Here is a 25,545-nt window from a genome sequence, read left to right as displayed (position 1 = left end):
GTGATGGTAATAATGATGCTCATTATACCATTGCCTTCAATGATATTGGACTTTTTACTTATAATTAATATTGTAGTATCGCTATTAATATTACTTATGGTGCTTAGTATAAAGAGTGCAAATGATTTTAGTGTATTTCCTTCTGTATTATTAGTTATGACAGCATTCAGACTTGCTTTGAATGTATCTACTACAAGAGCAATTCTTACTGAAGGAGCTAATTTCAATGGTAAGGTTATTACTTCATTTGCTGATTTCGTAGTAGGTGGAAATATAGTTGTAGGTGTTGTAATATTTATCATACTTATAATAGTTCAGTTTGTGGTTATCACTAAAGGTGCTACAAGAGTATCAGAAGTAGCAGCAAGATTTGCATTAGACAGTATGCCTTCAAAGATGATGGCGGTTGAAAGCGAACTTCAGGCTGGTGCTATAACTGATAAAGAGGCTGAAGAGAAGAGAAAAAAGATTAGAGGTGAAAGTGATTTTTATGGTACTATGGACGGTGCTTCAAAATTCGTGCAGGGTGATGTTATAGCTGGTATCATAATCACAGTTATAAATATAGTAGGCGGACTCATTATTGGTATGACAATGAGAGGAGAGGGTTTCACTCAGGCAGTTAATGCCTATACCCGTTTTACAGTGGGTGATGGTTTGGTGAGTCAGATACCTTCTTTCTTTATGAGTTTTGCTACAGGTTTGCTTGTAACTAGAAGCAGTAGCGAAGATAATTTATCTACACAAATTGCTGTACAAATTTTTGCTAAGCCTAAAAACTTATTCATAGGTGCTGGTTTTGCATTCTTTTTGATGCTTTTACCTGGTTTTCCAAAGATTGCATTATTCGTTATATCATTGGTATTATTTTTATCAGGATATGCTTTGAGAAAGGAACAGCAGGAACTTGGACTTAATGAAGACGGTACTAAAGCGGATGCAGGTGAGCAGGTTCATCAAGGACCTTTAGATGTTACTCCTTTCTTAAAAGTTGAAAAGATAGAGCTTTCAGTTGGTGCTTCGCTTATACCTTTGGCTTTGGAATCTGAGGGAGGAGATTTAATTAATAGAATCAGTCAGATTCGTAGAGAGCTTGCTTTAGAGGTTGGACTTGTAGTTCCTCCTGTTCGTATTGTTGATAACAGTGTAATAGAACCTGATGAATATACAGTAAGTATTAATGGTACTGAAATGGCTAAAGGATTCGTTCGTCCTAATATGCTTTTGGCTTTGAATGCTAATTCTCCAGATGGACCTTCTCCAGACTGTGAAAAGGTAAGAGAGCCTGCTTTTGGACTTCCTGCTTATTGGATTAAAGTTGATGAAAAGGATATGGCTGAGAAAAAAGGCTTTATGTTATTTCAGCCTACTTCGGTTATTGCTACACATTTCAGTGAAACTATTAAAAGAAATGCTAATCTTCTTATCGGACGTGAAGAGGTACAGAATATGCTTGATCTTATCAAAGATGATCATAAGGCTCTTGTATCTGAAGTACTTGCTGCTAAACCTCATAATGAAAGTCCTCTTGGATATATACAAAAAGTTCTTCAGAATCTTCTTCAAGAGGAAGTACCTATCAGAAACAGTGTTGCTATATTAGAAGGTGTTGCTGATGCTATAGCCATTATGGGAAGTGAACAGGCTACAGAACTTGTAAGAAGCAGATTGGCATCTCAAATATCACAAATGGCAGCCGATCAGGATAGAAATATTAGAGTTATTACTTTAAGTCAGCAATTACAAAACAATATAGCTCAGAATCTTGCAAACACTGGTAATTTACAAGGTTCTCAAATGATAGCTATGAGTTTTGAAAGTATGCAGAACTTAATTAAAAATATAAAAGATGCTGTAAAACTTGTAAGCGATTCTGGGGTAGATGATATAATATTTTTAACTTCTCCTATTATAAGAAGACCTTTATATCAGTTTATAGCTAAAAATATTGGTAAGTATAAGGTTATAGCCACTACAGAAATAGCACAGGGTTATAATGTGCAGGGTATTGCTAGTATAAAATGATGCCTTATAGGCGATTAAGATATAAATATAAAATAATATACTTGGAGTTATACAATGAAAACAATTAAAATCTTTGGAAAAAACAGAGAAGAAATCGAAAAACAGGCTAGAGATAAGTACGGAGAAAGCTATTTTATAATAAGTGTTAGAGAAAGTAAAAGAAAAAATATTTTTGGTATGATTAAAAAAGAATTTGAAGTTTCTATCGGTATATTAGAACAATATTAATTGGTAAGATGCTGGGGTTTTAATATGATTAGAGGAGTAAAAAGATGGTAGATATACGAACTATTAGAGGTAAAGATAAAACAGATGCATTTGCCAAAGCTAGAGTTGAATACGGCGGTAATTTTGTTATTTTAACTAGTAAAGATGTAAAAGTGGGAGGTTTTCTAGGACTTGGAATGAAGACTGAACATGAACTTAGAATAATGCTTAATAATTCTATTTATGATAGAAAAAATAATTCTTTGGAAGAGAAAAGTTCTTATTCAGAAGAAGATGAGGATATGCATAGAAATAAACTTCTAAGCGATAGAATAGAAATGAAAAAACATTCTTCAGAAACTATTGATGCAAGTGAAATGGCTGATAGAATAGTATCTATAACCAAAGCATTAAAAGAAAAGAGTGCAAATAGAAATAATAATTCTTCTAATAATAATAAAACAATCAATGCTTCAAATGATGAAGAAAGTTCATATGATGATGAGAATGATGATATTCCTAAAGAGCTTTTAAATGATAACAATATAAAAATAGAAGATAAAATTGAGAATAACACTACTGCAAGAGAAAGAAATATTGATAATTTTTCTTCATTTTCGAATTTTAATAATAATAATCAATATTCTAATCTTGCAAATTCTTCATTTTCAAATATGAGAAATTCTATGCTTTCGGATTATTCAAACAATAATAATAGTTTTTCTCCTATTGATAATTATAATAATTTTCATAATAATAATTTTATGAATAGTATGAATAATAATATGAGTAATTTTAATAGTAATGTTATGTACAATCATGCTAATTCTTCTAGTAACAATCAGAATAATATTAATAATTCTGTAGATGATAATGTAAAGAAATTGGTTCAAGATCAGATAAGAGATATAGTAAAGGAATATCTTGGAAACAGTTTTCCAAATATAAATCTAAATAAAAGTAACTCCAATAATTCTAATAATAATGATTCTAGAACATCTTTTTCTACTTTTGCTGCTGAGGAAGAAGAAATTCATAATGCCATAGAAGAGATAAAAGAATCAAGAAAAGAGTATAGAGAATATAAGGAACATAAAGAAGAAAATAATATAAGAGAAAGAAAAAATAGCATTAGAGATTATTTTGAAGATGAGAGTAAAGATATAGATTATAATGAAGAAGAGATAAGCGATAATAATTCAGATATTACTGCCGCTGATGGAATGGAGGAAAGTTTCAATTATTTAAGAGACAGAGAGTTTCCAGAGGAAGTATTATTAGATTTGAGAGAGTATCTTTTAACTTCAAGTAATGCAAGATTTTTCCAATCAAGAGATGTAATTAAAGAAGAAGTTGAAAAATATTTTGCTGAGAGATTAATGTTATCAAATGGTATAGAGGTTGGTGCTAAGAAGAAGATTATAGTATTTGTTGGACCTACAGGAGTTGGAAAAACTACAACTATACCTAAAATAGCAGCACAATATATGAAATCAGGTAAGAAAGTTTCTTTTGTTACTATAGATAATTATAGAATAGCAGCAGTAGATCAACTTCAAAGGTATGCAAGCATAATGAAAGTTCCTTTTACAAGTGCAAGCACTCCAGAAGTATTAAGAGCTGAAATTAGAAAAATGGATAATTCTTCTCTTTTATTTATAGACACTATGGGACGCTCTCCTAAAGGTACTGAAGATATAGTTGCTATGTCAAAATATTTTACTACAGTTGGAAGATTCGATATGGATATTCAGCTTGTTATGAGTGCTACTGCAAAATATAAAGATGCATTAAAGATATTAAACGGATTTAAGCCTACAAATTATAAAGGTGTAATATTAACCAAGGTTGATGAAACTGATTATTTGGCTTCTTCAATTTGTGCTATTACTAAAAAGAAATTACCTCTTACTTATATAACTCATGGACAGGGTGTACCAAAAGATATATCAACTGCCAAAAAATATGGTTATAAGATAATAGAAGGTTTATTTGGTAATGTAAAATAATATCAATACTAAAAATAAAAAATATTGGGAAATTAATAAGTATTATGAAAGATCAAGCTGATGAATTAAGAAAGATGATGGGCGTAAAAGATAAACGTCCTCAAAGAATAATTAGTATAGCAAGCGGTAAGGGTGGAGTAGGTAAAACTAATATAGCTATAAATTTATCTATAGCATTACAGCAATTAGGACAGAATGTACTTTTGATAGATGCCGATCTTGGGCTTGGAAATGTAAATGTTATATTAGGGAACATGCCTGAATATAATTTATATCATGTTATAAAGGGTGTAAAAAAGCTTCATGAAGTTATACTTGAAACTGATTATGGTATAAGATATATAGCAGGTGCTTCTGGTTTTTCTTCTTTAGCGAATTTATCTGGAAGAGCTTTGAATAAATTGGTTAATAGCATGGATTCTCTGAATGATGCTGATATAATAATAGTAGATACGGGAGCTGGTATTTCTGATACAGTTTTGTATTTTTTACTTTCGTCTGATGAAAGTATTGTTGTTACAACTCCTGAACTTACTGCTATATTAGATGCTTATGGTGTAATAAAATCTATAGCTCCAGAAAATGCTAATGCAGATATAAAAATATTGGTTAATAGAGTTATTAAAGCTTCTGAAGGTAAAGAAGTGAGTGATAAAATTATCATTACTAGTAAAAAGTATTTGGATATGGATGTGAAATATTTGGGGCATGTGATGGAAGATAAGACTATACCTTATGCAGTTTCTCAGCAACTTCCTTTTTATCAATATGATAATAAATGTCAGGCATCTATGTCTATATATAATATAGCAAAAAGAATAATAGATATGGAATATGATGAGAGTAGAGATGTTAAGGGCTTGGGAGGTTTTATGGAGTCTTTGCTTTCATTTGTAAGTAAAAAATAATAAAGGAATAATGGAATTTTTTAGAGGTAATTTATGAACAATATTGCAGATAAAATTAAACAGGCTTTTTCAACTAATTTTGGGAAATTAGCAGGTATAATATCTGTTTTATCATTTATTATAACGCTTGTATTATCAGTTTTATATAAAAATAGAATAGATGTATCTTTATTAAAAGCTATTATTTCAGGTGTTATTACTATAGTAATATTATTTATATTGGGAATAGTATTAAAAAAATATCTTGGAGAATCAATCATAGAAGAAAGTACTGAAAGCGGATCAAACGAAATTGATTATAATGCTATATATGATGGAGGAAATCCAGATACTTCATTAGAGAATACGGATACAGGAGAAAATAATAATAATAATATTTCTCCTTCTACAGAATTTAATCCTGATAATATCCAAATATCTGACATTCCTAATCCTATAGCTTTAGATAAAAATGTTAAACAAAATTATTCAAGCTCTGGAGATGATATAGGAGATATAGTATTTGGAAAACCTGCTGCTTCTTCTACTGCAAGCAGTGCAAATTATAGCACTTCAGCTAGCAGTATGTTTCCTGATAAAAAAGTAAATAATGAGGAAATTATGAAAGAGGTTCATGAAGATCCTGAAAAGGTTGCTAAGGCTGTTAGAACTATGATAGCTAAAGATGAAAAAGAGGATAAGTAAAATATATTTATAAAATTAAAAATTAATAGTTAGAGTGAATAATATGAAGATGAATAAAAAAGACAAAGATAAAATACCTAATATTACTAATGAGAATGAGCAGGAATATTGGCTGGAGTTCAAAAAGACTTTATCGCCTTATATAAGAGAAGCTCTAATTATTAAATATTCTCCTTTAGTAAAATATGTAGCAAGCAAAATATCTGTTAATATGGGTTCGCATAAGCATATTGAATTTCAGGATTTAGTGGGATTTGGTTCTTTTGGTCTTATGGATGCTATTGATAAATATAATCCACATAGAGATATTAAGTTTAAAACATATGCTGTTACTAGAATTAGAGGAGCTATATACGATGAGCTTAGAAAATTAGATTATCTTCCCCGTTCTATAAGAAAAGATGTAAAGGAAATAGAAAAGGCTAGGGAAATATTAGAGGCTAGATTAAGCAGAAATATAAAGCCTCAGGAAATAGCTGATATGCTTGGTATACCTATAAGCAAATATAATGAAACTATGAAAAGATATATAGAAGCTTCTCCTACTTCTTTAAGCGATGTTTGGTATGTAGGTGATGATTCTGATGAAATATCTGTTATAGATACATTAAAATCTAATGATAAAACTAATCCTGAATATTTAGCAGAGCGGGAAGATGTTAAAAATAAAATAATAGCTGCATTAAAAAAACTACCTGAAAAGGAACAGCAGGTTCTTATATTGTATTATTATGATGATCTTACTTTAAAAGAGATAGGAAAAGTATTAGAAGTTTCAGAAAGCAGAATATCACAGCTTCATACAAAAGCAATACAGCAGTTGAGATATAGTCTTTCCGAGATAAAAAAACAATTATTATAAAATAGGTGATTTATTATGAATGAATTAAAAAGAAAAATATTACAAAGTGATTTTTATAGAGAAGTTTATAATAATAAAAATACCCGATCTGTAGAACTTTCTGTTGCATCAGTGGAAAGAGGTATGCAGGAAGCTGCTGCTATATTTCAATGTCCTATTTATGAATTGAGTTATAAAGTATTAGAAGAGGGAAGTAAAGGATTTTTTAATGTAGGAGCTAAACCTTTTTTGGTAAGATATACTCATATTACTTATGATAAATCTGATTTAGGAAATACAAATTCTGGTAATTATACTAATATTTATTCAGAAGGTAATACTGAAAAGAATGTTATATTAAATAAGGATACTGAAGTAGTTGTAAGAGTAAAGAGAGACGGAGTATTCTTGAAGGTAGTTCCTCCTTTGGCTGATGGAAAGAGAATTGAAGATATTACTGTATTGGAGGGAAAATTAATAGAGGCAGGTATTAAAGAGTATGATTCTCATTTGGCTAAAAAGATGCTTAAAGAACAAACAGGAATATATGAGAAAGTTGCTGAATGGGATGTCGGTAAATCTGCAAACAATGCTAGAATTAGTTATACTATAAGCGATGATAAAATGCGTGCTTATGTTACCGTTACAAAGCCTAGTAAAGGCGGAAGAGAAATGGACTTAAAAGATGTTAAGGAGCTTTTAGAAAATAGCGGTATAACATTCGGTTTTCAGGAAGAAAATATTTCTAGATGTTTAGATGAAGGTACTTTTAATGTCCCTATACTAGCGGCTGAAGGACGTCAGGCTGTAAACGGTCAAAATGCTAAAATAGAATATTTAGTTAATGTAAATAAAAAAGTTATACCTAAATATATAGGTGAAGATCAAAGTATAGACTATAAAGATTTAACTATTGTAGAGAATGTGGAGCAGGGTCAGAAATTAGCTAAAAAAATTCATGCTACAGATGGAGAAGCTGGAAGAACTGTACTTGGAGTTAAAATCGAAACTAAAAGTGGTAAAGATATTGAAATTAAAGATATATTGGGCGACAATGTTGAAATGTCTGATGATGGAGAAAATATTATAGCATCCATAAGTGGGCAGGTTGTTCTTAAGGGAAAACTTTTAAGTGTTGAACCTGTATTTGAGGTAGCTGGAGATGTAGGTCCTGAAACTGGAAATATTAACTTTATAGGAAGCGTTGTTGTTAAAGGAAGTGTAAGCGATAATTATTCTATAAAAGCTAAAGGTAATATAGATGTTCATGGTACTGTTGGAAAATGTGATCTTGAATCTAAAGGCGATATTATGGTTAAGCTTGGTATTCAAGGTAATGAAAACAGTTATGTAAAAGCTGGAGGAGATGTTATTGCTAAGTTTATACAGTTCTCAAATATAGAAGCTGGAAATAATGTTGTTGTTACTGAAGCGATACTCAATTCTAATATTGATGCTGATAATAGAATTATACTTATAGGTAAAAGAGCTTCAGCAAGTGGAGGAAGATTAAGAGCATTAAGAGAGGTTAATGGTAAGGTTCTTGGTTCTCAGGCGGGTGCTAAAACTTTAATAGAAACTGGAATAAGTCCTGCTAAAAGAAGAGCTATTGATGATTTGGATAGAGAAAAAGAAGAATTGGATATATCTATAGAGGAGACAGAAAGAAATATAAAATCTCTTGAACAGGCTGCAAAACTTAAAAAACTTGATGATGAGAAAAAAGAACAACTTCAAAGCTATAAAGAGCAATTGGAACAGGCTAATACTAGAAGAGAAGAAATTGTATTGAATAGAGAATCTTTAATTCAGGAGATGGAAATAGAGAAAGTAGAATCTACAATAAGTGCTGGTAAGGAAATGCTTCCCGGTGTTCAGCTTACTATAGGAAGTGCTGAGTTTGCTATAAGACAAAATTATAAATCTATTACATTCTTTGAGGAAGATGGAATGATTCAAACTGAAAAGTATAGAGGTGAACCTAAAAACGATAAAAAAGAAAATGATGAATAATAGTTTATAATGAAGAGGTATGTATGGCTTTGAAGATAAATGATTTTTATAAAGCTGCTATAGACTGTGCAATAGATGCTGATCCTAGAGGAAGAGAAATTGTAGAAAAAGAGCTTGAAAATATAAAAAAAGAATATAATAAATTAGATGATAAAAAGAAAGAATATTTTGATAAGGATACTCTTTTTAATCCTTATTCTGATACTAGGATTTTAAATATTGCAGAAGATAAAGATATAAAAAAGATTCTTTGTGGCATAGATATGCAGACTTCCGAGCTTTTACTTGCCGATAGATTGAATGAAAAAAAATTTGATATAGATTTAGTTATTACTCATCATCCTAATGGATATGGTTTTGTTAATTTCTATGATGTTATATCTATGCAGTCTGATAAGAATGCTTTACATAATGTGCCTATAAATCTTGCTGAAGGATTAACTAATAAAAGACTTAATGAAGTAAGCAGATCTGTTTTTAGTGCTAATCATTATAGAGATGTTGATGCTGCTAAACTTCTAAAACTTAATTATATGTGTATGCATACTGTTGCTGATAATTTTGTTGAAACTTTTTTAACTAAAAAGATTCAAAGTGAAAATCCTAGTACATTATCTGATGTCATCAATATTTTATACACAATAGAAGAGTATGAAATATCTGCAAAAAGATATAATCCACCTAAAATATTTAATAGTTCAAATAAATCTAAAGTTGGTAAATTTATAGTTGATATGACAGGAGGAGCTTCTTTCGATTCTGCTATGATAGAGGCTTTAGCAAGAGTTGGAATAAGCACTATTGTTGTGATGAATATATCAGACAGACTTTTAGATGAGTGCAAAAAATATTATATTAATGTTGTATGTGCTGGTCATATGTCAAGCGATAGTTTGGGTATTAATTTGTTATTTAAAGCTATAAAGGTTAGAACTAAAGAAAATTTTGAAATAATACCAGCTTCAGGTTATATATTTGTAGAAAAATAATACAAATAATAAAAGAGAGATTTTTTATGATTAAATATTCTAATGTTCTGTTTGATCTTGACGGAACAATTATAGATTCTGCTTTGGGTATAACGAATGCTATTGTTTATGGAATAAAAAAAATTAATGAAGTATATGGTTTAAATATCAGCATTACAGATAAGGATACATTAAAAAAATTTATTGGTCCTCCTCTTGATGCTAGTTTTAGAAAATATTGTTATGATGATGAAAAATTGGCTATTGATTTTATAAAGTTTTACAGAGAAGATTATAATGGAAATGATGGTCTTTTTAATTGTACTCTTTATGATGGTGTATATGATTTAATTAAGAAACTTTCTGAGAATAATTATAAAGTATTTTTGGCTACTGCTAAACCTAGAGAATCAGCTTTGAGAATAATAGAACATTTTGCTATGACAAATTTTTTTATCGATTTTTATGCTCCTACATTTGAAGGAAATATTAAAAGTAAATTAGATGTTTTGAATTATGCTTTGGAAAAAGAAAATTTTGATAAAAATAAAACTATAATGATAGGCGATAGAATAGATGATATAGATGCTGCCAAAGATGTTGGTATTGATTCTATTGCTGTGAAATATGGTTTTGGAAATGATAAAGAATTTATAAATGCATCATATACAGCTAATAATACAAAAGAAATATTTGATATATTAAGTAAATAAAATCTCTTCTAATACTTTCTGACTTTTTATTGTTCTGTTTATATGATTAAATATAGATTTGTTCATTATATTTCTTATATTACTTATTGAGTTATTATATATATTTTTTAATTCTTCATTTTTTATGATTTCTATTAATGGTGTATATTTCATTATTCTCATGAAAGCTTTTTCATTTTCTGAAATTTTTATATAATCTTTTATAATGTTTTTGCATTTAGAACATATTAGTCCGCCTTCTAGTATAGAGTAAAACAAAGTATCATTATGATCTTCGCATATTATACATCTATCCAAATTTGGAGATATGCCAGCTATATGAAGTGTTTTTATTTCAAATGCTCTAATTAAAATATCTATATACATTTTTTTTATTTTATCATCATCATAATTTTCTTCTAAACTTTCTAAAGCATCTAAAGTTTTTTCCATAAGTATAAAATATCTGCTGTCGAAGTCTTTAGCACAGTATAATAATACCTCTTTAATATAGAATATTGCCAATGATGAGTATATAGATTTTTCTAATATTTTATAATTCTTTATAATAGAAGATTCTTTTAATGTAGAAATATGATTTTCTTTTTTTTCATATATACTTATATTCAATTTGGATATGCTTTCCAAATCTGAGCCAAATGATTTTGAATTTTTTTTTGCTCTGTAGCATATAGCCTGAATTATAGAATTATCAGTTAGAAAAGATGCTATTATAGAAGAGGTTTTATATTGATTATAATATAATATAAAAGCATTTGTATTTTTTATCAATATTATTCCTTATAGTTATAATAAAAATAGGGCAGGCTTTAATATAATATTAAAACCCGCCCCTGCTATGCCATCAGCAGCAATTAAGCTTCATGTATAGCATTGCTTGGACAAACAGCCTCACAAGCAGCACAATCTGTACATTTGTCAGGATCAATCACATAGATATCTCCTTCACTAATAGCGTCGAATGCACACTCAGGAAGGCATGATCCGCAAGCTACACAATCGTTATTTATAACACGTGGCATAATTGACCTCCATAAAAATTAAACTGTACTATAATTATACCATAAATGAATAATGAAATCAATATCTATTATTTAGATAATATAATTAAATAATATTGTATATTATATACTATATATTATTTTTTTTCTTTTATAATGTGGTTTTTAGTTATATTATTATAATTTGCTTTTTAATATTATAGAATTCATAATATATATTGTAAATTTTTTAATGAATGTTATAATATAACTCAATATAGTAATATTGTATTTAGAAATTTATATAAATAAAAATTACTATATTAATAATTAATGGTTAATTTTATTAAATTTTAAGGAGAAAAATATTATGGTTAAGAAAAAAGAATTTAAAGTCGCAGTTGCAGGTTATGGTAATGTAGGCAGAGATACAGTAAAAACTATTATAGAAAATAATTCCATAATTAAAAATAGAACAGGAATAAAATTAACCGTAAAAACAATTTTTAGCAGAAATATTAATAAAGTAAAAGATGATAAATTTTTAGACAAAGTAGAGATAAAAACTAAAGATTTAAATGATATATTAAATGATGATGAAATTGATATAGTTATAGAAGTATTGGGAGGAATGGATACAGCAAAAGAACTTCTTATGAAAGTAAAAAAGCCTGTAGTTACAGCAAATAAAGCATTGCTTGCAAATTGTTTTGGAGATCTTATAAAGGATAGAAAAACTGATATAGCTTTTGAGGCTTCTGTTGCAGGTGCTATACCTATAATAAAGACTATGAAAGAGAGTTTAGTTTCTGACAGAATGGAGAATGTTTATGGAATATTAAATGGAACTTGTAATTATATTCTTACTAACATGACAAAGAATAATTTGAATTTCAATGATGTTCTTAAAGATGCTCAGGAAAAAGGATATGCAGAGGCTGATCCCACATTTGATATTGATGGAATAGATACTGCTCATAAATTATGCATACTTTCATCTATAGCTTTTTGTAATGTTATAAGTTTTGATAAAATATTTATAAAAGGTATAAGAAATATTATATTAGATGATATTGTCTTTGCTTCTGAACTTGGTTTAACTATAAAATTGATAGCAGAAGCTTCTTTAGATGAAAATGATAATGCATATATATATGTTATACCTACATTACTTAATGATAATAATATGCTTTCTAAAGTTGATTATGTTTTTAATGCTATAGCTATAGTTGGAGATCGTTCTGGGGATACAGTTTTTTATGGATCAGGTGCAGGCGGAAGACCTACAAGCAGTGCTATAGTGTCAGATGCTGTTACTTTGGCTAGAAATCTTCTTATTACTGATGAAATAAGAATACCTATACTTGGATTTGTAAATGAAAAGAAAGAACTTAAGGTTAAAGATTTTAAGGATAAAAATGAAACTTTCTATGTGAGATTTAAATCCAAAAATAATAATTTACTTGCATTTAATGAGGCTTTTTATGATCTCAATATCGAAAAAAGTTTAGAAAGAAATGGAAATTTTATGTTTATACTTAAAGATGTTAATATAAATTCTATAATTGAATCTATAGAAAAGATTGAAAAAATAGATGATATATTTATAGCAAAAATAAAATAAAAAATAATAAAAAGCATATACAGTTTAATATTATTCTGTATATGCTTATTTTTTACCAATAATAAATAATCAAAGAACTATTCTCTCGCTTCCCTGTCTTTTTACTAATTTTTCTCTTTCTAATGCATTCAAAATAGGAAGTATATATTTTCTTGAAAGTCCTGTTTTATCTCTAACATATGCTATTGTTATTATATCATTTGTTTTTGTGTTTTTCAGAATTAAGTTCTTTATTCTATTATAAACATCCATATGATAGTATATGCCTTCATCAAGATACATTACCTGTTTTGAAGTTGTTAATACTTTTATATCTTTCAATCCATTTATGAATGTTCTTATAGTTTTTTCATCTAAGCCGTTTAAATCTTCTTTTTTTAATTTTTCAAGTAATGCTTTTTGAGAATTATTTAAATTAATTTCCTGATTATATTTTTTATATATATTATTGAAAGGCATTATTATTTTGTTTTGAATAGAATAATCTATAAAAATTTTTGTAAATGCATTGTCTGTATTTAAATAATTTTTTATATCGTCCAAAGTTATACTTTCTTTTTTATTTTCAATTAAAGTTTTTAGTCTTTCTGTCAAACTATTCAAATAATCTTTTTTTACAAAATAATTTGATAATTCTAAAGCATAATCAGGAAGTTTTCCTTTAGCTTCAGTATAACCATTCACCGACATAAATAAATCATTATATTTTTCTCTTTTTAATTCTCCAAAAAAGTTGCTAGCATTATCAATTATTCTTTTTCTAATGAATGTAGTAGTTTTATCTCCCCAAAAGACATTGCCTACAGCTATTATACTGCTCCCTCCATGACTTATTAATATTCCACGCTCTTTCCAAAACACAGATATAGGCTCATTAAATTTTAATCTAATAAAATGATTATCTATTTCTTTGCTTTTATTATCTTTACTATCATTTTTATACATAGGTATAATCTGAGCAATAAGGCATTCTGTACCAACAGCAAATTCAGCATTCTTTATCTTTTTTAAATATTGAATATCGCTTTCATTTATTAATTCCAATATTATTTCATCCGTTGAAAATATATGTTCTTCTTTGCATGCCAATAAATGTCCGCGTCTTATTTCTTCTTTTTTGATATTCTTTATATTAATAGCTATGCGGGAAGATGCATCAACTATTTTTCTGTTCTCATGATATGACTGAATATTTCTTATTGAAATTTCTTTTCTGCTTGGATAATGTATTAAAGTATCATCTGTTTTTATATTGCCGCCTTTTATACTTCCTGTAATAGTTAGTCCTGCACCCTTTACAGAAAATACTCTGTCAACATAAATATGAGTTTTAATTTCTTCTTCATATTTTTCATTTAATAGTATATTAGTTATTCTATCTTTTAAATAGTCTATATTAGTACCATTTAATGCTGATACTTTTACAATCTCTATATCTTTATTGAATATTCTATACAGATTTTTTTTAATATCCTCTTCATTTTCTTTTAATTTATTATCATCAACTAAATCAATTTTATTGATAACACATATTATATTTCTTATACCAAGAGATAAAGCCACTTTAGCATGCTCTTCAGTCATATTTTTCCAGCCTTCATTAGCACAAATTACAAGCATAACTAAATCAAGGCTCCACATACCAGCGACCATATTTCTTATGAATCTTTCATGTCCAGGTACATCTATTACACCTATTGTAATATCATCATTAGGCTTGAAAAAACCGAATCCCAAATCAATAGTCATTTCTCTTTTCTGCTCTTCTGGAAGCCTCATCATAGAAATTCCTGTTAATGCTTTTATTAATTGAGATTTTCCATGATCAACATGACCTGCTGTACCTATGATTCTATTCATTTATAAATCTCCTATTATAACTATTGAATTTGAAATAGATATATTTTATAAAAAAATTGTATTTTATTCAACTTTTTCATATATAAAAAATTGAAGTATTAATAGAGTAATATTTTATATTATAACTTATTTATAAGAAATTATATGTTTTTTATTTTTATTAAAATGTTTCTTACATAATCTATATCTTCATCATTTATTGTTATAGGGTATATAATTACTGAATCTTTTTTTACTTTAGGTATTATTGGTATATCTATACTATGCATATAATTAATTATAGATTTTATATTTTTCGGCTTGAAACTAATTGCATAAGACGGATAAAAAGTATCAGGCATAGCACCGCCTCCTGTTTCTATTGACTCTTCAATAACTTCAAAACCTTCTATACCTTCAATAATTTTTAATGCTTTTTGCTTTATTATTTCAGGTTTAATTCTGAGTAGAGTTTCAGAATATCCTTTGAATTTGCCTTCAGTATTTAATCTTTTTATAACATTTTTTTCTAATATTGATAATACAGTTTTACCGCATCTGAAAGCTCTCATTAAAGGATGTTTATATATGTTACTTATATATTCTTTCTTTCCTACTATGATTCCAGCCTGCACACTTGAAAAGATTTTATCGCCTGAGAAACATACCAAATCAGCACCACCTTTTAATGCTGATTTTATATGCTCTTCTTCGCTAATATTTTCATCGAATATTCCAGCTCCCTCATCGTATACTAATGGTATATTATTGGGTATAATTTCTCTTAATTTTTTTAATGAAGGAGATTTTACAAAACCTCTTATTTTAAAATTGGAAGTATGCACTTTAAGTACCATAGCAGTATTTTCTGTTATGGCATCTGTATAATCTTTAATATCTACTATATTTGTAGTACCTATTTCTACAAGTTTAGCATTAGCCTCTCTTAATATATCAGGTATTCTGAAACCTCCTCCTATTTGTACCTGTTCGCCTCTTGATACTATAACCTCTTTATTATTTGCAAATGTTTTTAATATTAAAAATACAGCAGCTGCATTATTATTAACTACTAAAGCATCTTCTGCTCCTGTTAATTTGCTTAAAAGAGTATGAAGAAATTCTCCTCTTTTTCCTCTAGTCTGTTTGTTTATATTATATTCAATGTTATTGCTTTTAGTATTTAATTCTTTAGCACTATCCCAAATTTCTGCATCTATTGGAGATCTTCCCAAATTTGTATGCATTATAGTTCCAGTGGCATTTATAACTCTTTTAATTGGTAGATTTGCTTTTTCTTTTATTTTTTTTTCACATAGTTTTATTATATCTTCTTTGCTATAATGCAGATTATCATTATTTTTTAATTCTTCTCTCAATTTATTTAATGTTTCTCTTACTATGTCAGCAGCAATTGGACGGGAAATTATTTTATGATATGGTTTTATAGATTCATATTCTAATACAGCATTAGTTTGTATTAGATTAAATTTATTATTCATAATTAGCCTATAATTTTTAAGGGATATAATTTATCGGAAGAGGCAGGAGTTGAACCTGCCGATGCATCTATAGCATCCAACGCTTTTGAAGAGCGCGGAGTCCACCGGGACTCATCAGCCTCCATTATACATTTTTCAAATAATATATTAGTTTTTACTTTATGTCAATTTTTTATATACTATCTTGAAAATTATATCAAAAATATTAGAATATATAATATTATAAGTTATGGAATATAAATGAAAATAGCTATACTTGGTGGTACTTTTGACCCCCCGCATTTAGGTCATTTAATATTGGCTGATACTGTTATCACAAATTGCAATTATGATAGTGTAATATTCATACCAGCAAAAATTCCGCCTCATAAAAATATCAGTGGAGAAGCATCGAATCAAGATAGATTAAATATGCTCAAACTTTCAATAGAGCATGATGAAAGATTTTTATTAGATGAATATGAATTAAATAATGATAAAATCTCATATACAATCAATACATTAAACTATTTATATAAAAATTATAAAAATGATATAGAAGGAAAAATTGGACTTATAATAGGTGCTGATTTGATAAAAGATTTTCATAAGTGGAGAGAAGCTGAAAAAATATCTGAAATAGCTGACATTATAGTGGTAAATAGGGAGGATAATGATAATTTATATAAAGAGAATATAAATAAATACAATATAAAAGTAATAATGGCTCCTCGTATAGATATATCTTCCAGCATTATAAGAAAAAGAATAAAGGAAGAAAAAGGTTTTAGATATTTTGTTGTGAAGAAAGTATATGATTATATAATAGAAAAAAAATTATATTTATAAAAATTAAAAGGCTATAAAATGAAAAATAAAATATATATTTCAGTATTAATAATATTTATTTTGACAAATATCTTATATTCATATCAAATGCATTTACTCAATGGTCCTACAGCAATAGGCGGATTGAAGATGATTCATGATTATAAAAATATAGATATAAAAATCATAAACTCTCCAGAGAATATGCTTTCATCTATAGTAAAAGGCGAAGCTGATATTGCGGCAATTCCTGCTAATATGGCTGCTATAATATTTAATAGAAAACTTCAATATAAAGCTGCAGCGGTGGTATCAGAAACAAAGCTTTTTATAGTATCAGCAAATATGGAAATTCAAACTATAAATGATTTGAAAAATAAAACTATTTACTGCGGTTCTAAATTGGCTACACCTGATTTGATGCTTCAGTATTTAATATCAAAAGAAAGAATTCAAAATGTTAATATAAATTATTCTTTTAGTAATCCAGATTTAGCAAAGGCCGTTGCATCGAAGAATGCAGATATAGCCATACTTCCAGAGCCTTTTTTATCTTCTGCTATGCTTGAAAATAAAGATGTGCATATAGTGGTGGAGATGTCTAAATATATAGATAATTATCCTGTAGCTATTCTCATTGTTAAAAATAGTTTTATTAATCAAAATAAATATCTTTTGAATGAGATTTTAGATGAGTATCAAAAATCTACTTATTATGTTTTAAATAATAAAAATGAAATAGAAAATCTGCTTAAAAAAAGTTCTATGATAATTAATCCGAAAGCTGCTACTTATGGATTGAATAGAATGGGTATTACTTTTTATAGTGGAGCAAAAATGATATTCGCTTTAAATAACTATTATAATTTTATTTATAATTTTGATAAAAAACTTATAGGAGGTAAAATACCTTCAGATGATTTCTACTATGTAAATTGATATTTGTTATTTTATGCTATTAAAATATAAAAATTCTAGTATACTTGATATTATATCTTTTTATAGTAAAATATATTAAGTTTTTTAACAAATGTCGATATTTTAAAGAATAGTTAGAAATACTTGGAGATAACAATGAAAAAAATTATTTTTATTTTGTTTATGTTGCTATTATCATTGCCTTTATTTTCACAAAATAGCATAACATTTCCAGAATATATAGAAGATTTACAGGAAAAGTCTCCTAAAAAATCTATAGATTGGTTTAAAAGAAATTCATATTCAGATGAATACGGAGTTAATAGATATGTTTTTGATTTTTATAGAGGAGTAAGCAGATATTTATCATTTGTTAAATTTAGAGGTGCTAGAACAGAAGTTAATAGAGCTGCAAGTGATTTCAGACAAGCTTTAGAACTTCCTAATGATCCAGTATATTCATATAATGACAGAGCATTTTTATATATAGGAGGAATACTTACAATTTTACCTGGTGATAAAGAATTGCCTGCAAGAATATTCAAGTATTATGCTGATAATTGTAAAACCTCAAATCCTAATTATCCTACAGCAATATATTGGACTATGTATTTGAGTTATATTACTCCTACAGTTTATAAATCTTATTATGAAACATTAAATATACTTTCAAGAAATCCTGATAATGTTATATATGATTATTTTTCAGGCGAAAATAGAAGTATCAATGAGATGATAAAAAAATTAAAATCTCCTGAAAATATGACGCAGAAAGTTTATGAATGGACTACTTCAAATATGGATGTATATACATTAATAAAAAATTCCATTCCTATACTTCCAGAAGAGGAAGGACTTCCTGTATTTACATCTCAGAAATTCAGTACTTTTGAAAGATATTCTCCTACTAAAGAAATTGATGATATAGAAAAAGAGATAGAAAATGAAATTGAAAAAGATTTAACAGAACAAAATATGGCACCTGAAGAAAAAGAGGAATTAGATAATCTTCAGGATATAGCTAAAAGTGAAAAAACTCCAGAAAGTACTTCCAATAGAATAATACCAGCAGTAGAAGAAAAAGCGGCTGATGATATAGTTATAGAAGACCCTGAAATTATAGAGTATAAAACTAATATATTAAGAGGTACAAAAGAGCCTAAAGCATCTATTACTAATACAAATAATGTTTTATATCCTTTAACTATTTTAATAGATAAAAATCCTAATAATGGATCTATAGACATTGATATAGAAGATTATTCATTTAATACAGAAGTATCTACTAACTTTGTAATAGAGGTTTCTGAAGGTATGTATGAAGCTTATATATCTTTTGGAGATAAATTATATACTAATAGTGTTAAAGTTGAAAAAGACAAATATAATTTATTTTCTATAATAATACAGGATCAAATGCCTCCTGAAAATACAGAAAATGTTTTATCGAAAGAAGATTATATTGAAAATAATGAAGATAAAAAAGATAAAAAAGAGGAGCAAAAAGAAGATGTTTCTCTTACAGTAGGAAAAGAAAATACCCCTGTCAATAAATATGATAGTAATGCCAATAATACAAGGAATATAATAAGAAAAGTATTAGAAAGACCTTCTCATGTAGCTACAGAATGGTTCAATACAAATCCTTATAATGAGTATATGGGAATATCTGTAGAGGAATACACATATTATAGAGGGGTAGCTTATTATTCAAGATTTTTGAATGAGGGAAAGATATCTGAAGAATTTGCAGCTCAGGCTAAATCTGATTTAATTTTCGCTTATAATAAAAAAGATAATTCTAATCTTTTGATGAGAACTAGACTTTATTTAGGTGCTATTAATTTATTTGCTTATAATGATTTATATGAGGCTGATAAAATGTTTGCTGAAGTAGGTTCTTCTCTTACAGAAGATCATAGATATTATCCTACTGTTCTTTATTGGAGAAGTAAGATAGGTATTGTTGATGATACACAAAGAAATGAATTTATAAAAATATTATCATCAAAACCTAATAATACTCAGATATTGGATTATTCATCTACTGTTTTTAAAGATTTATCTAATATGCCTTCATATAATGAAAAAATTAAAGGTATTAAACCAGTGGGTAAATCCAAACCTATATATGAGCCTCCAAAAGTTACATCAAAAGCAGGAAGCAGTAAAACAGAAGAGATTTTAAATTAAAATAGAAAAATTTAATAGGATATGTTCAAATGTTAGATATAAAAAAACCACGCGGTACTAATGATTTTTTTTATGATTCATCTAAAAATCTTGAGTTCATAGAAAATAAAATAAAAGATGTAGTAAAACTCTATGGATATGGAAGAATAAGAACTCCATTATTTGAGTATACAGATCTTTTTACTAGAGGTATAGGGGAGGGTACTGATATTGTAGGTAAAGAGATGTTTACCTTTGAAGATAGGGGAGGACGTTCTCTTACTTTAAGACCTGAGGGTACTGCTTCTGTGGCTAGGGCTTATGTTGAAAATTCTATGCAAAATGAGTTCGCTATAAATAAATTATTTTATTTAGGTACTATGTATAGAGCCGAGCGTCCGCAAAAGGGAAGATATAGAGAATTTAATCAATTTGGAGTGGAATGTATAGGGAGTTCTTCTCCTTTAATAGATACTGAAATTATACTTCTTAATGTAAATGTATTAAAAGAATTTGGTATTAATAATGTTAATCTTTTGATAAATACTGTAGGATGTTCTAAATGCAAGCCTTCTTATAATAATGCTTTAAAAGAGGCTATAGGAAATAAAAAAGATGAGCTTTGTGAAACTTGTCAGAGAAGATATGACGGAAATATATTGAGAATATTAGATTGTAAAAATGAGAAGTGTAAGGAAACTATAAAAGATATACCTCAATTTTATGATTATGTATGTGATGAATGTAAGGAGCATTTTGATAAATTATGTGAAGAGCTTATTAGAATAGGTCAGAGTTTTATAGTTGATCCTATGCTTGTTAGGGGACTTGATTATTATACTAAAACTGCTTTTGAAGTTCAAACTAATGCTTTAGGGGCTCAAAGTGCCATACTTGGAGGCGGCAGATATGATAATTTGATTGGGCTTTTCAATAATGGTAAAGATGTACCCGCTGTTGGAAGTGCTATGGGTATTGAAAGACTTTTACTTATATTAGAAAATCAAAATAATATTATAAATGAAAGACTAGATACTTTTATAGTGGGGTTCAAAGAAACTGAAAATGAAGTTTTAAAAATTATGCAGCAATTAAGGGCAAATAATATAAGCTGTGATTATGATTTTGCTGTTAAGTCTATTAAAAGCCAATTCAAATCTGCAAATAAAAGAAATGTAAAATATTCTGTAATTCTTGGGGAAGATGAATTCAAAAGAGGAATGTGTAAATTAAAAAATATGGATAGCGGAGAAGAGAAAGAAGTATCCATAAATGATATTCATTCTAATATAGAAAAATGATAATATTTAAAAATTATTACATATATATAAATTATTTGTTTTAAAATAAAAAATAATCTAAGAGAAAAAATTATGAAAAAAATATTAATTATATTGATAATATTTACAGCTATAGTATCAGCTTCATCTGTGGCATTTATACAATATATGATTAGCCCAGTTGGGGGAGATAATGAGAAAGTATATTTTGAAATAAAGCAAGGTGAGGGTGCTTCTTCAATAGCAAAAAAATTGGAGCTTCAGGGACTTATAAGAAATTCCAAAATCTTTCTTGTTTTTGCTAAATATCTTAAATATGACAGAAAACTTTTAAGTGGATATTATGAAGTCAATAGAAGTATGAGTATGATAGATATTATGAAACATCTCAATAGCGGAAAACAGGCTATGGTACAATTCACTATTGCTGAAGGTAAAAATATTTATGAAATAGCTACTTATTTGGAGGCACAGGGATTTACTACTAAAGAAGAGTTTTTGGAAGTTTGTCATGATAAAGATATATTAAAAAAATATAATATTCCTTCAGATAGTGTTGAGGGATATATATTTCCTTCTACATATTATATAGTAAAAGGTAATCCAACTAAAACTTTAGTTACATATATGATAGATTCTTTATATAAGCAATTTCCTGATTTGGAAGAAAGAGCAAAAAAGATAGGAAGAAATGTTCATGAAGTACTTACTATGGCTTCAATAGTGGAAAAAGAAATGGGACCTTTAGATGATCCTAAGCTTATAGCATCTGCATATTATAATCGTTTGAAAATAGATAAAAGATTAGAGGCTGATCCTACAACTATATATGCTATGACTTTGGTTAAAGGAGATTATATAGAAAAGCCTAATCTTAGATATGATGATTTACGTATGATTCATCCTTATAATACATATAAAAATACTGGACTTCCTCCCGGACCTATATGTTCATCTGGAGCTAGAGCCATAGAGGCAGCATTGGAGCCTGCAAATACTGATTATATTTTCTTTGTAGCTGACGGAACAGGAAAACATGCTTTCTCTGTTACTTATGAAGAGCATGTTGAAAATATTAATAGATATATTCTTAATAAATAAGATAATAGATAAAAGGAAATAGTTATTATTTTTATAAGCTAAATATAACTATCTTCCTTTACAAACTCTATTTGAAACTTCATCAAAACCTTCTTCTATAGTAAGTCCCCAATCAGTTTTTATTTTATACCATTCGCGTACATATTCGCATTGATATTCTTCATTAGGAGGTAGCCATTCAACAGGAGATTTATCACCTTTAGAACGATTTACACTTTTTGATACCGCTATTAAATGATTTTCATTTTTTAAATAATTATAATATTCATTCTTTTTTTCTTTACTCCAATTGCTAGTAGCACTGGTATGGGCATTTTTTAGAGGAACCAAATGATCTATATCTAAATCCCTAGCATTGGTAAAATATTTTCCTGTAAACTTGTCATACCATTTTCCAGATATTACTTTATTATTTGATATAGTAGGTTTTATCAGAGATTCCCTTGCTAATACTTCATGTCTTGTATTAAGTCCATCCCCATCTTCATCTATCCAATTACCCCAATCATCTCTATTGTATTTAGTTATATTTTCACTTTGATATTTTTTAGGCATATACTTCTTAATATATATGTTATTATAATAGTAATATGCTGCTGCTATTAATAAAATAAATATTATTAATATAGGAGATGATTTTTTATTTTTTCTTTGTCTTCTTGACATAATAATTTATTCCTGCTAAAAACTTCATTATAAAAAGCTAATAAATTGATAATTTATCAGCTTTTTATTTATTCTTACTACTATTTTTTCATTATTTTCATACTCCAATTAGGACCACTATAAACTTTATATTTTTCAGAGAAATTTCCCAAATTTACAGCAATTGAAAAATTAAGTTCAGAATTAAAATAAGACATATTATCACCTTCAGCCACATCTGCGAAAGTGTTTACTAACTTAACATCTCCATTCCATATTAATTCATTTCCATTGTATATAGAAACATTTAAAGTATCGCCTACTTGTACACCATTATCAAGCATTAATTTGCGAGGTAATGATGACCAAACATTTCCATATTGAATGTCTAGTATAGGTATATTAGCAAAAAATTCATTATTTTCAAATCTAGCCTTTTCATATTCTATTTTTGTTATATTTGTTCCAAGTGATTTTCCAACCTGTTCAAAAGTTATTTGTTTAGAGGCTAATTTTGCTCCTGTATACACATAGACATCTCTTCCATGAAAAGTATAAGACTTTTGTGAATTAGTAAGTCTGTTTACAGCTTCATCTATCTCTCTTACCTCTTCTACACCTAAACTTTCAGCAACAAAAGTTAAAGCTCCGTTATCAGGAGTTACAAAGTAATAATTATTTGTAGTTTTCATCACAACGGATTTTCTTTCTGTACCTACTCCCGGATCTACAACATTTACAAATACAGTGCCTTCAGGCCAATATCTAGCAGTTTGATCTAATCTTAAAGCAGCCTCCCAAATATTAAAAGCTGGTATTTCATGAGTGAGATCATATACATTTAAATCTTTATCTACTGTTAATGCCACACCATACATACTAGCAACGGCATTATCCTTCCTTCCAAAATCTGTTTGAAGAGCTAAAGGCGATTTATCTATTGTTTTTTCGCATGATACAAATAAAGTTAACAATAGCATTAATATATATTTTTTCATTTTCATATCCTTTTTTCATTATATATTGAATTTGGTTAAAAAATTAAGGGCATAAGAATTGTCCTTACACCCTTAATATTTTAATTTACTTAGTTTTAGCATTTAGAGCTTCTTTTTGTCTCTTAATTCTTCTCAAAGCTCTTTTACGTTTAACTATTTTTCTATGCTGTTTTCCCACAGTATCTCCTTTATTAAAATATTTTTTATTATATTCTATTATTAGAACCTAATACATTAATGATTTTATGCATATAAAGTTTTTTCATTTCATCACGAGCAGGTCCTAAATATTTTCTAGGATCGAATTCTTTAGGATCATCATGGAATATTTTTCTAATAGCAGCAGTCATAGCAAGTCTAGAATCACTGTCGATATTTATTTTACAAACAGCACTTTTAGAAGCTTCTCTTAATTGCTCTTCAGGAATACCTATAGCATCATCTAATTTACCGCCATTTTCATTTATAATTTTAACATATTCCTCAGGTACGCTTGAAGATCCATGAAGTACAATAGGGAATCCAGGAATTTTTTTCTCGATTTCTTTAAGAATATCTAATCTAATTTGAGGATTCTGACCAGGTTTAAACTTATAAGCACCATGGCTAGTACCTATAGAAATAGCAAGTGAATCAACACCAGTTTTTTTAACAAAATCTTCTACCTCTTCAGGTCTTGTATAAGTATGGCTTTCAGCTACAACATCATCTTCTACACCAGCAAGTACTCCCAATTCTCCTTCAACAGTAACATCATACTTATGAGCATATTCAACAACACTTCTAGTAAGCTCAACATTTTTCTCATAATCATGATGACTTCCGTCTATCATAACAGAAGAAAAACCATATTCGATACAACTTTTACAAAGATCCAAACTATCGCCATGATCTAAATGTAATACTATAGGCACATTATCTCCTAATTCTTTAGCATATTCAACGGCACCTTGAGCCATATATTTAAGTAAAGTTTGATTAGCATATTTTCTAGCACCTGAAGAAACCTGTATAATAACAGGGCTTTTAGTTTCAACACATGCCTGTACTATAGCTTGAAGTTGTTCCATATTATTAAAATTAAATGCAGGTATAGCATAACCTCCGCTTACAGCTTTTTTAAAAAGGTCTCTGCTATTAACAAGACCTAAATCTGAGAATTTAACCATATTATTTCTCCTTAGTTCTTTTATTGAAAATTAGAAAATCTTCGTTTATTATAATATAGTAAAAATAATAATTTTTCAATAAAAATACTCACTTTTTATTGTTTAAGTTCCATAGATATTGCACACTTTTAGTTTAAAAAAA

22 protein-coding genes and 1 tRNA gene are annotated in these 25,545 nt (G+C 28.0%); 15 read left to right on the top strand and 8 right to left on the bottom strand.

Annotated features, from left to right (window positions below; translation table 11 throughout):
- The 9 genes from Q1J76_RS08505 to Q1J76_RS08465 all read left to right on the top strand — a co-directional run.
- A partial coding sequence (locus Q1J76_RS08505) for a flagellar biosynthesis protein FlhA (protein ID WP_300369644.1) occupies positions 1–2,025 on the top strand: 2,025 nt, incomplete at its 5' end.
- Between the two features lie 54 nt (positions 2,026–2,079).
- On the top strand, positions 2,080–2,253 hold the full coding sequence (locus Q1J76_RS08500) for a hypothetical protein (protein WP_008725115.1): 174 nt from the start codon (positions 2,080–2,082) through the stop codon (positions 2,251–2,253).
- 44 nt (positions 2,254–2,297) lie between these two features.
- On the top strand, positions 2,298–4,241 hold the full coding sequence (locus tag Q1J76_RS08495; protein ID WP_300369643.1) for a flagellar biosynthesis regulator FlhF: 1,944 nt from the start codon (positions 2,298–2,300) through the stop codon (positions 4,239–4,241).
- Positions 4,242–4,285: 44 nt separating this feature from the next.
- Complete coding sequence (locus Q1J76_RS08490) at positions 4,286–5,149, top strand: MinD/ParA family protein (protein ID WP_300369642.1); 864 nt, start codon at positions 4,286–4,288, stop codon at positions 5,147–5,149.
- Between the two features lie 33 nt (positions 5,150–5,182).
- A complete protein-coding gene (locus Q1J76_RS08485) occupies positions 5,183–5,833 on the top strand; it encodes a hypothetical protein (protein WP_300369641.1) in 651 nt (216 codons plus the stop codon).
- 43 nt (positions 5,834–5,876) lie between these two features.
- Positions 5,877–6,695, top strand: coding sequence for an RNA polymerase sigma factor WhiG (gene whiG / locus Q1J76_RS08480; protein WP_300369640.1), 819 nt, complete (start codon positions 5,877–5,879; stop codon positions 6,693–6,695).
- Positions 6,696–6,710: 15 nt separating this feature from the next.
- Entirely contained in the window at positions 6,711–8,687 is a 1,977-nt protein-coding gene (locus tag Q1J76_RS08475; RefSeq protein WP_300369639.1) for a FapA family protein, read from the top strand.
- Positions 8,688–8,710: 23 nt separating this feature from the next.
- Positions 8,711–9,676 carry a hypothetical protein gene (locus tag Q1J76_RS08470; RefSeq protein WP_300369638.1) on the top strand — a complete coding sequence of 322 codons (966 nt, stop codon included), beginning with the start codon at positions 8,711–8,713 and terminating at the stop codon, positions 9,674–9,676.
- A gap of 26 nt (positions 9,677–9,702) precedes the next feature.
- Complete coding sequence (locus Q1J76_RS08465; RefSeq protein WP_300369637.1) at positions 9,703–10,368, top strand: HAD-IA family hydrolase; 666 nt, start codon at positions 9,703–9,705, stop codon at positions 10,366–10,368.
- Here Q1J76_RS08465 and recO read toward each other — a convergent pair.
- Together recO and fdxA are read right to left on the bottom strand one after the other, a co-directional pair.
- Positions 10,357–11,139, bottom strand: coding sequence for a DNA repair protein RecO (gene recO / locus Q1J76_RS08460; RefSeq protein WP_300369636.1), 783 nt, complete (start codon positions 11,137–11,139; stop codon positions 10,357–10,359). The two genes, Q1J76_RS08465 and recO, sit on opposite strands and share 12 nt — an antisense overlap.
- An 83-nt stretch (positions 11,140–11,222) precedes the next feature.
- The gene (fdxA, locus tag Q1J76_RS08455; RefSeq protein ID WP_300369635.1) at positions 11,223–11,390 is read right to left on the bottom strand and encodes a 4Fe-4S ferredoxin; all 168 of its coding nucleotides are present in this window, start codon (positions 11,388–11,390) and stop codon (positions 11,223–11,225) included.
- 328 nt (positions 11,391–11,718) lie between these two features.
- On the opposite strand from fdxA, the gene Q1J76_RS08450 reads away from it, so the two are divergent.
- Positions 11,719–12,972 carry a homoserine dehydrogenase gene (locus Q1J76_RS08450; RefSeq protein WP_300369634.1) on the top strand — a complete coding sequence of 418 codons (1,254 nt, stop codon included), beginning with the start codon at positions 11,719–11,721 and terminating at the stop codon, positions 12,970–12,972.
- Between the two features lie 69 nt (positions 12,973–13,041).
- Here the strand turns inward: Q1J76_RS08450 and selB are convergent, their stop codons facing one another.
- The 3 genes from selB to Q1J76_RS08435 form a co-directional block, all read right to left on the bottom strand.
- A complete protein-coding gene (selB, locus tag Q1J76_RS08445; protein ID WP_300369633.1) occupies positions 13,042–14,832 on the bottom strand; it encodes a selenocysteine-specific translation elongation factor in 1,791 nt (596 codons plus the stop codon).
- 140 nt (positions 14,833–14,972) lie between these two features.
- Positions 14,973–16,313, bottom strand: a complete 1,341-nt coding sequence (gene selA / locus Q1J76_RS08440) for an L-seryl-tRNA(Sec) selenium transferase (protein ID WP_300369632.1) — start codon at positions 16,311–16,313, stop codon at positions 14,973–14,975.
- Between the two features lie 33 nt (positions 16,314–16,346).
- Positions 16,347–16,436, bottom strand: a tRNA-Sec gene (locus tag Q1J76_RS08435).
- A gap of 117 nt (positions 16,437–16,553) precedes the next feature.
- Between Q1J76_RS08435 and nadD the strand changes: the two genes are divergently transcribed.
- From nadD to mltG, 5 genes are all read left to right on the top strand, one after another.
- The gene (nadD, locus tag Q1J76_RS08430) at positions 16,554–17,141 is read left to right on the top strand and encodes a nicotinate (nicotinamide) nucleotide adenylyltransferase (protein WP_300369631.1); all 588 of its coding nucleotides are present in this window, start codon (positions 16,554–16,556) and stop codon (positions 17,139–17,141) included.
- Between the two features lie 18 nt (positions 17,142–17,159).
- Positions 17,160–18,059 carry an ABC transporter substrate-binding protein gene (locus Q1J76_RS08425; protein ID WP_300369630.1) on the top strand — a complete coding sequence of 300 codons (900 nt, stop codon included), beginning with the start codon at positions 17,160–17,162 and terminating at the stop codon, positions 18,057–18,059.
- 135 nt (positions 18,060–18,194) lie between these two features.
- Positions 18,195–20,231 (top strand): hypothetical protein, encoded by a 2,037-nt coding sequence (locus Q1J76_RS08420; protein ID WP_300369629.1) that lies wholly within the window; start codon positions 18,195–18,197, stop codon positions 20,229–20,231.
- Between the two features lie 29 nt (positions 20,232–20,260).
- Positions 20,261–21,511 (top strand): histidine--tRNA ligase, encoded by a 1,251-nt coding sequence (hisS, locus tag Q1J76_RS08415; RefSeq protein ID WP_300369628.1) that lies wholly within the window; start codon positions 20,261–20,263, stop codon positions 21,509–21,511.
- 72 nt (positions 21,512–21,583) lie between these two features.
- On the top strand, positions 21,584–22,591 hold the full coding sequence (gene mltG, locus Q1J76_RS08410; protein WP_300369627.1) for an endolytic transglycosylase MltG: 1,008 nt from the start codon (positions 21,584–21,586) through the stop codon (positions 22,589–22,591).
- Positions 22,592–22,639: 48 nt separating this feature from the next.
- Here the strand turns inward: mltG and Q1J76_RS08405 are convergent, their stop codons facing one another.
- The 3 genes from Q1J76_RS08405 to Q1J76_RS08395 all read right to left on the bottom strand — a co-directional run bounded on the left by Q1J76_RS08405 (position 22,640) and on the right by Q1J76_RS08395 (position 25,403).
- Positions 22,640–23,257, bottom strand: a complete 618-nt coding sequence (locus Q1J76_RS08405) for a GmrSD restriction endonuclease domain-containing protein (protein WP_300369626.1) — start codon at positions 23,255–23,257, stop codon at positions 22,640–22,642.
- A gap of 80 nt (positions 23,258–23,337) precedes the next feature.
- Positions 23,338–24,234: an SAM hydrolase/SAM-dependent halogenase family protein gene (locus tag Q1J76_RS08400; RefSeq protein ID WP_300369625.1), complete on the bottom strand. Its 897-nt coding sequence runs from the start codon at positions 24,232–24,234 to the stop codon at positions 23,338–23,340.
- A gap of 206 nt (positions 24,235–24,440) precedes the next feature.
- A complete protein-coding gene (locus Q1J76_RS08395; protein ID WP_300369624.1) occupies positions 24,441–25,403 on the bottom strand; it encodes a class II fructose-bisphosphate aldolase in 963 nt (320 codons plus the stop codon).
- Positions 25,404–25,545: the final 142 nt, after the last annotated feature.

The sequence above is a fragment of the Brachyspira sp. genome (assembly GCF_029258575.1).
In the GTDB taxonomy this organism is placed as follows: domain Bacteria; phylum Spirochaetota; class Brachyspiria; order Brachyspirales; family Brachyspiraceae; genus Brachyspira.
The sequence above is the reverse complement of the archived record's forward strand: the minus strand, read 5'-3'. Positions and strand labels throughout refer to the sequence as shown.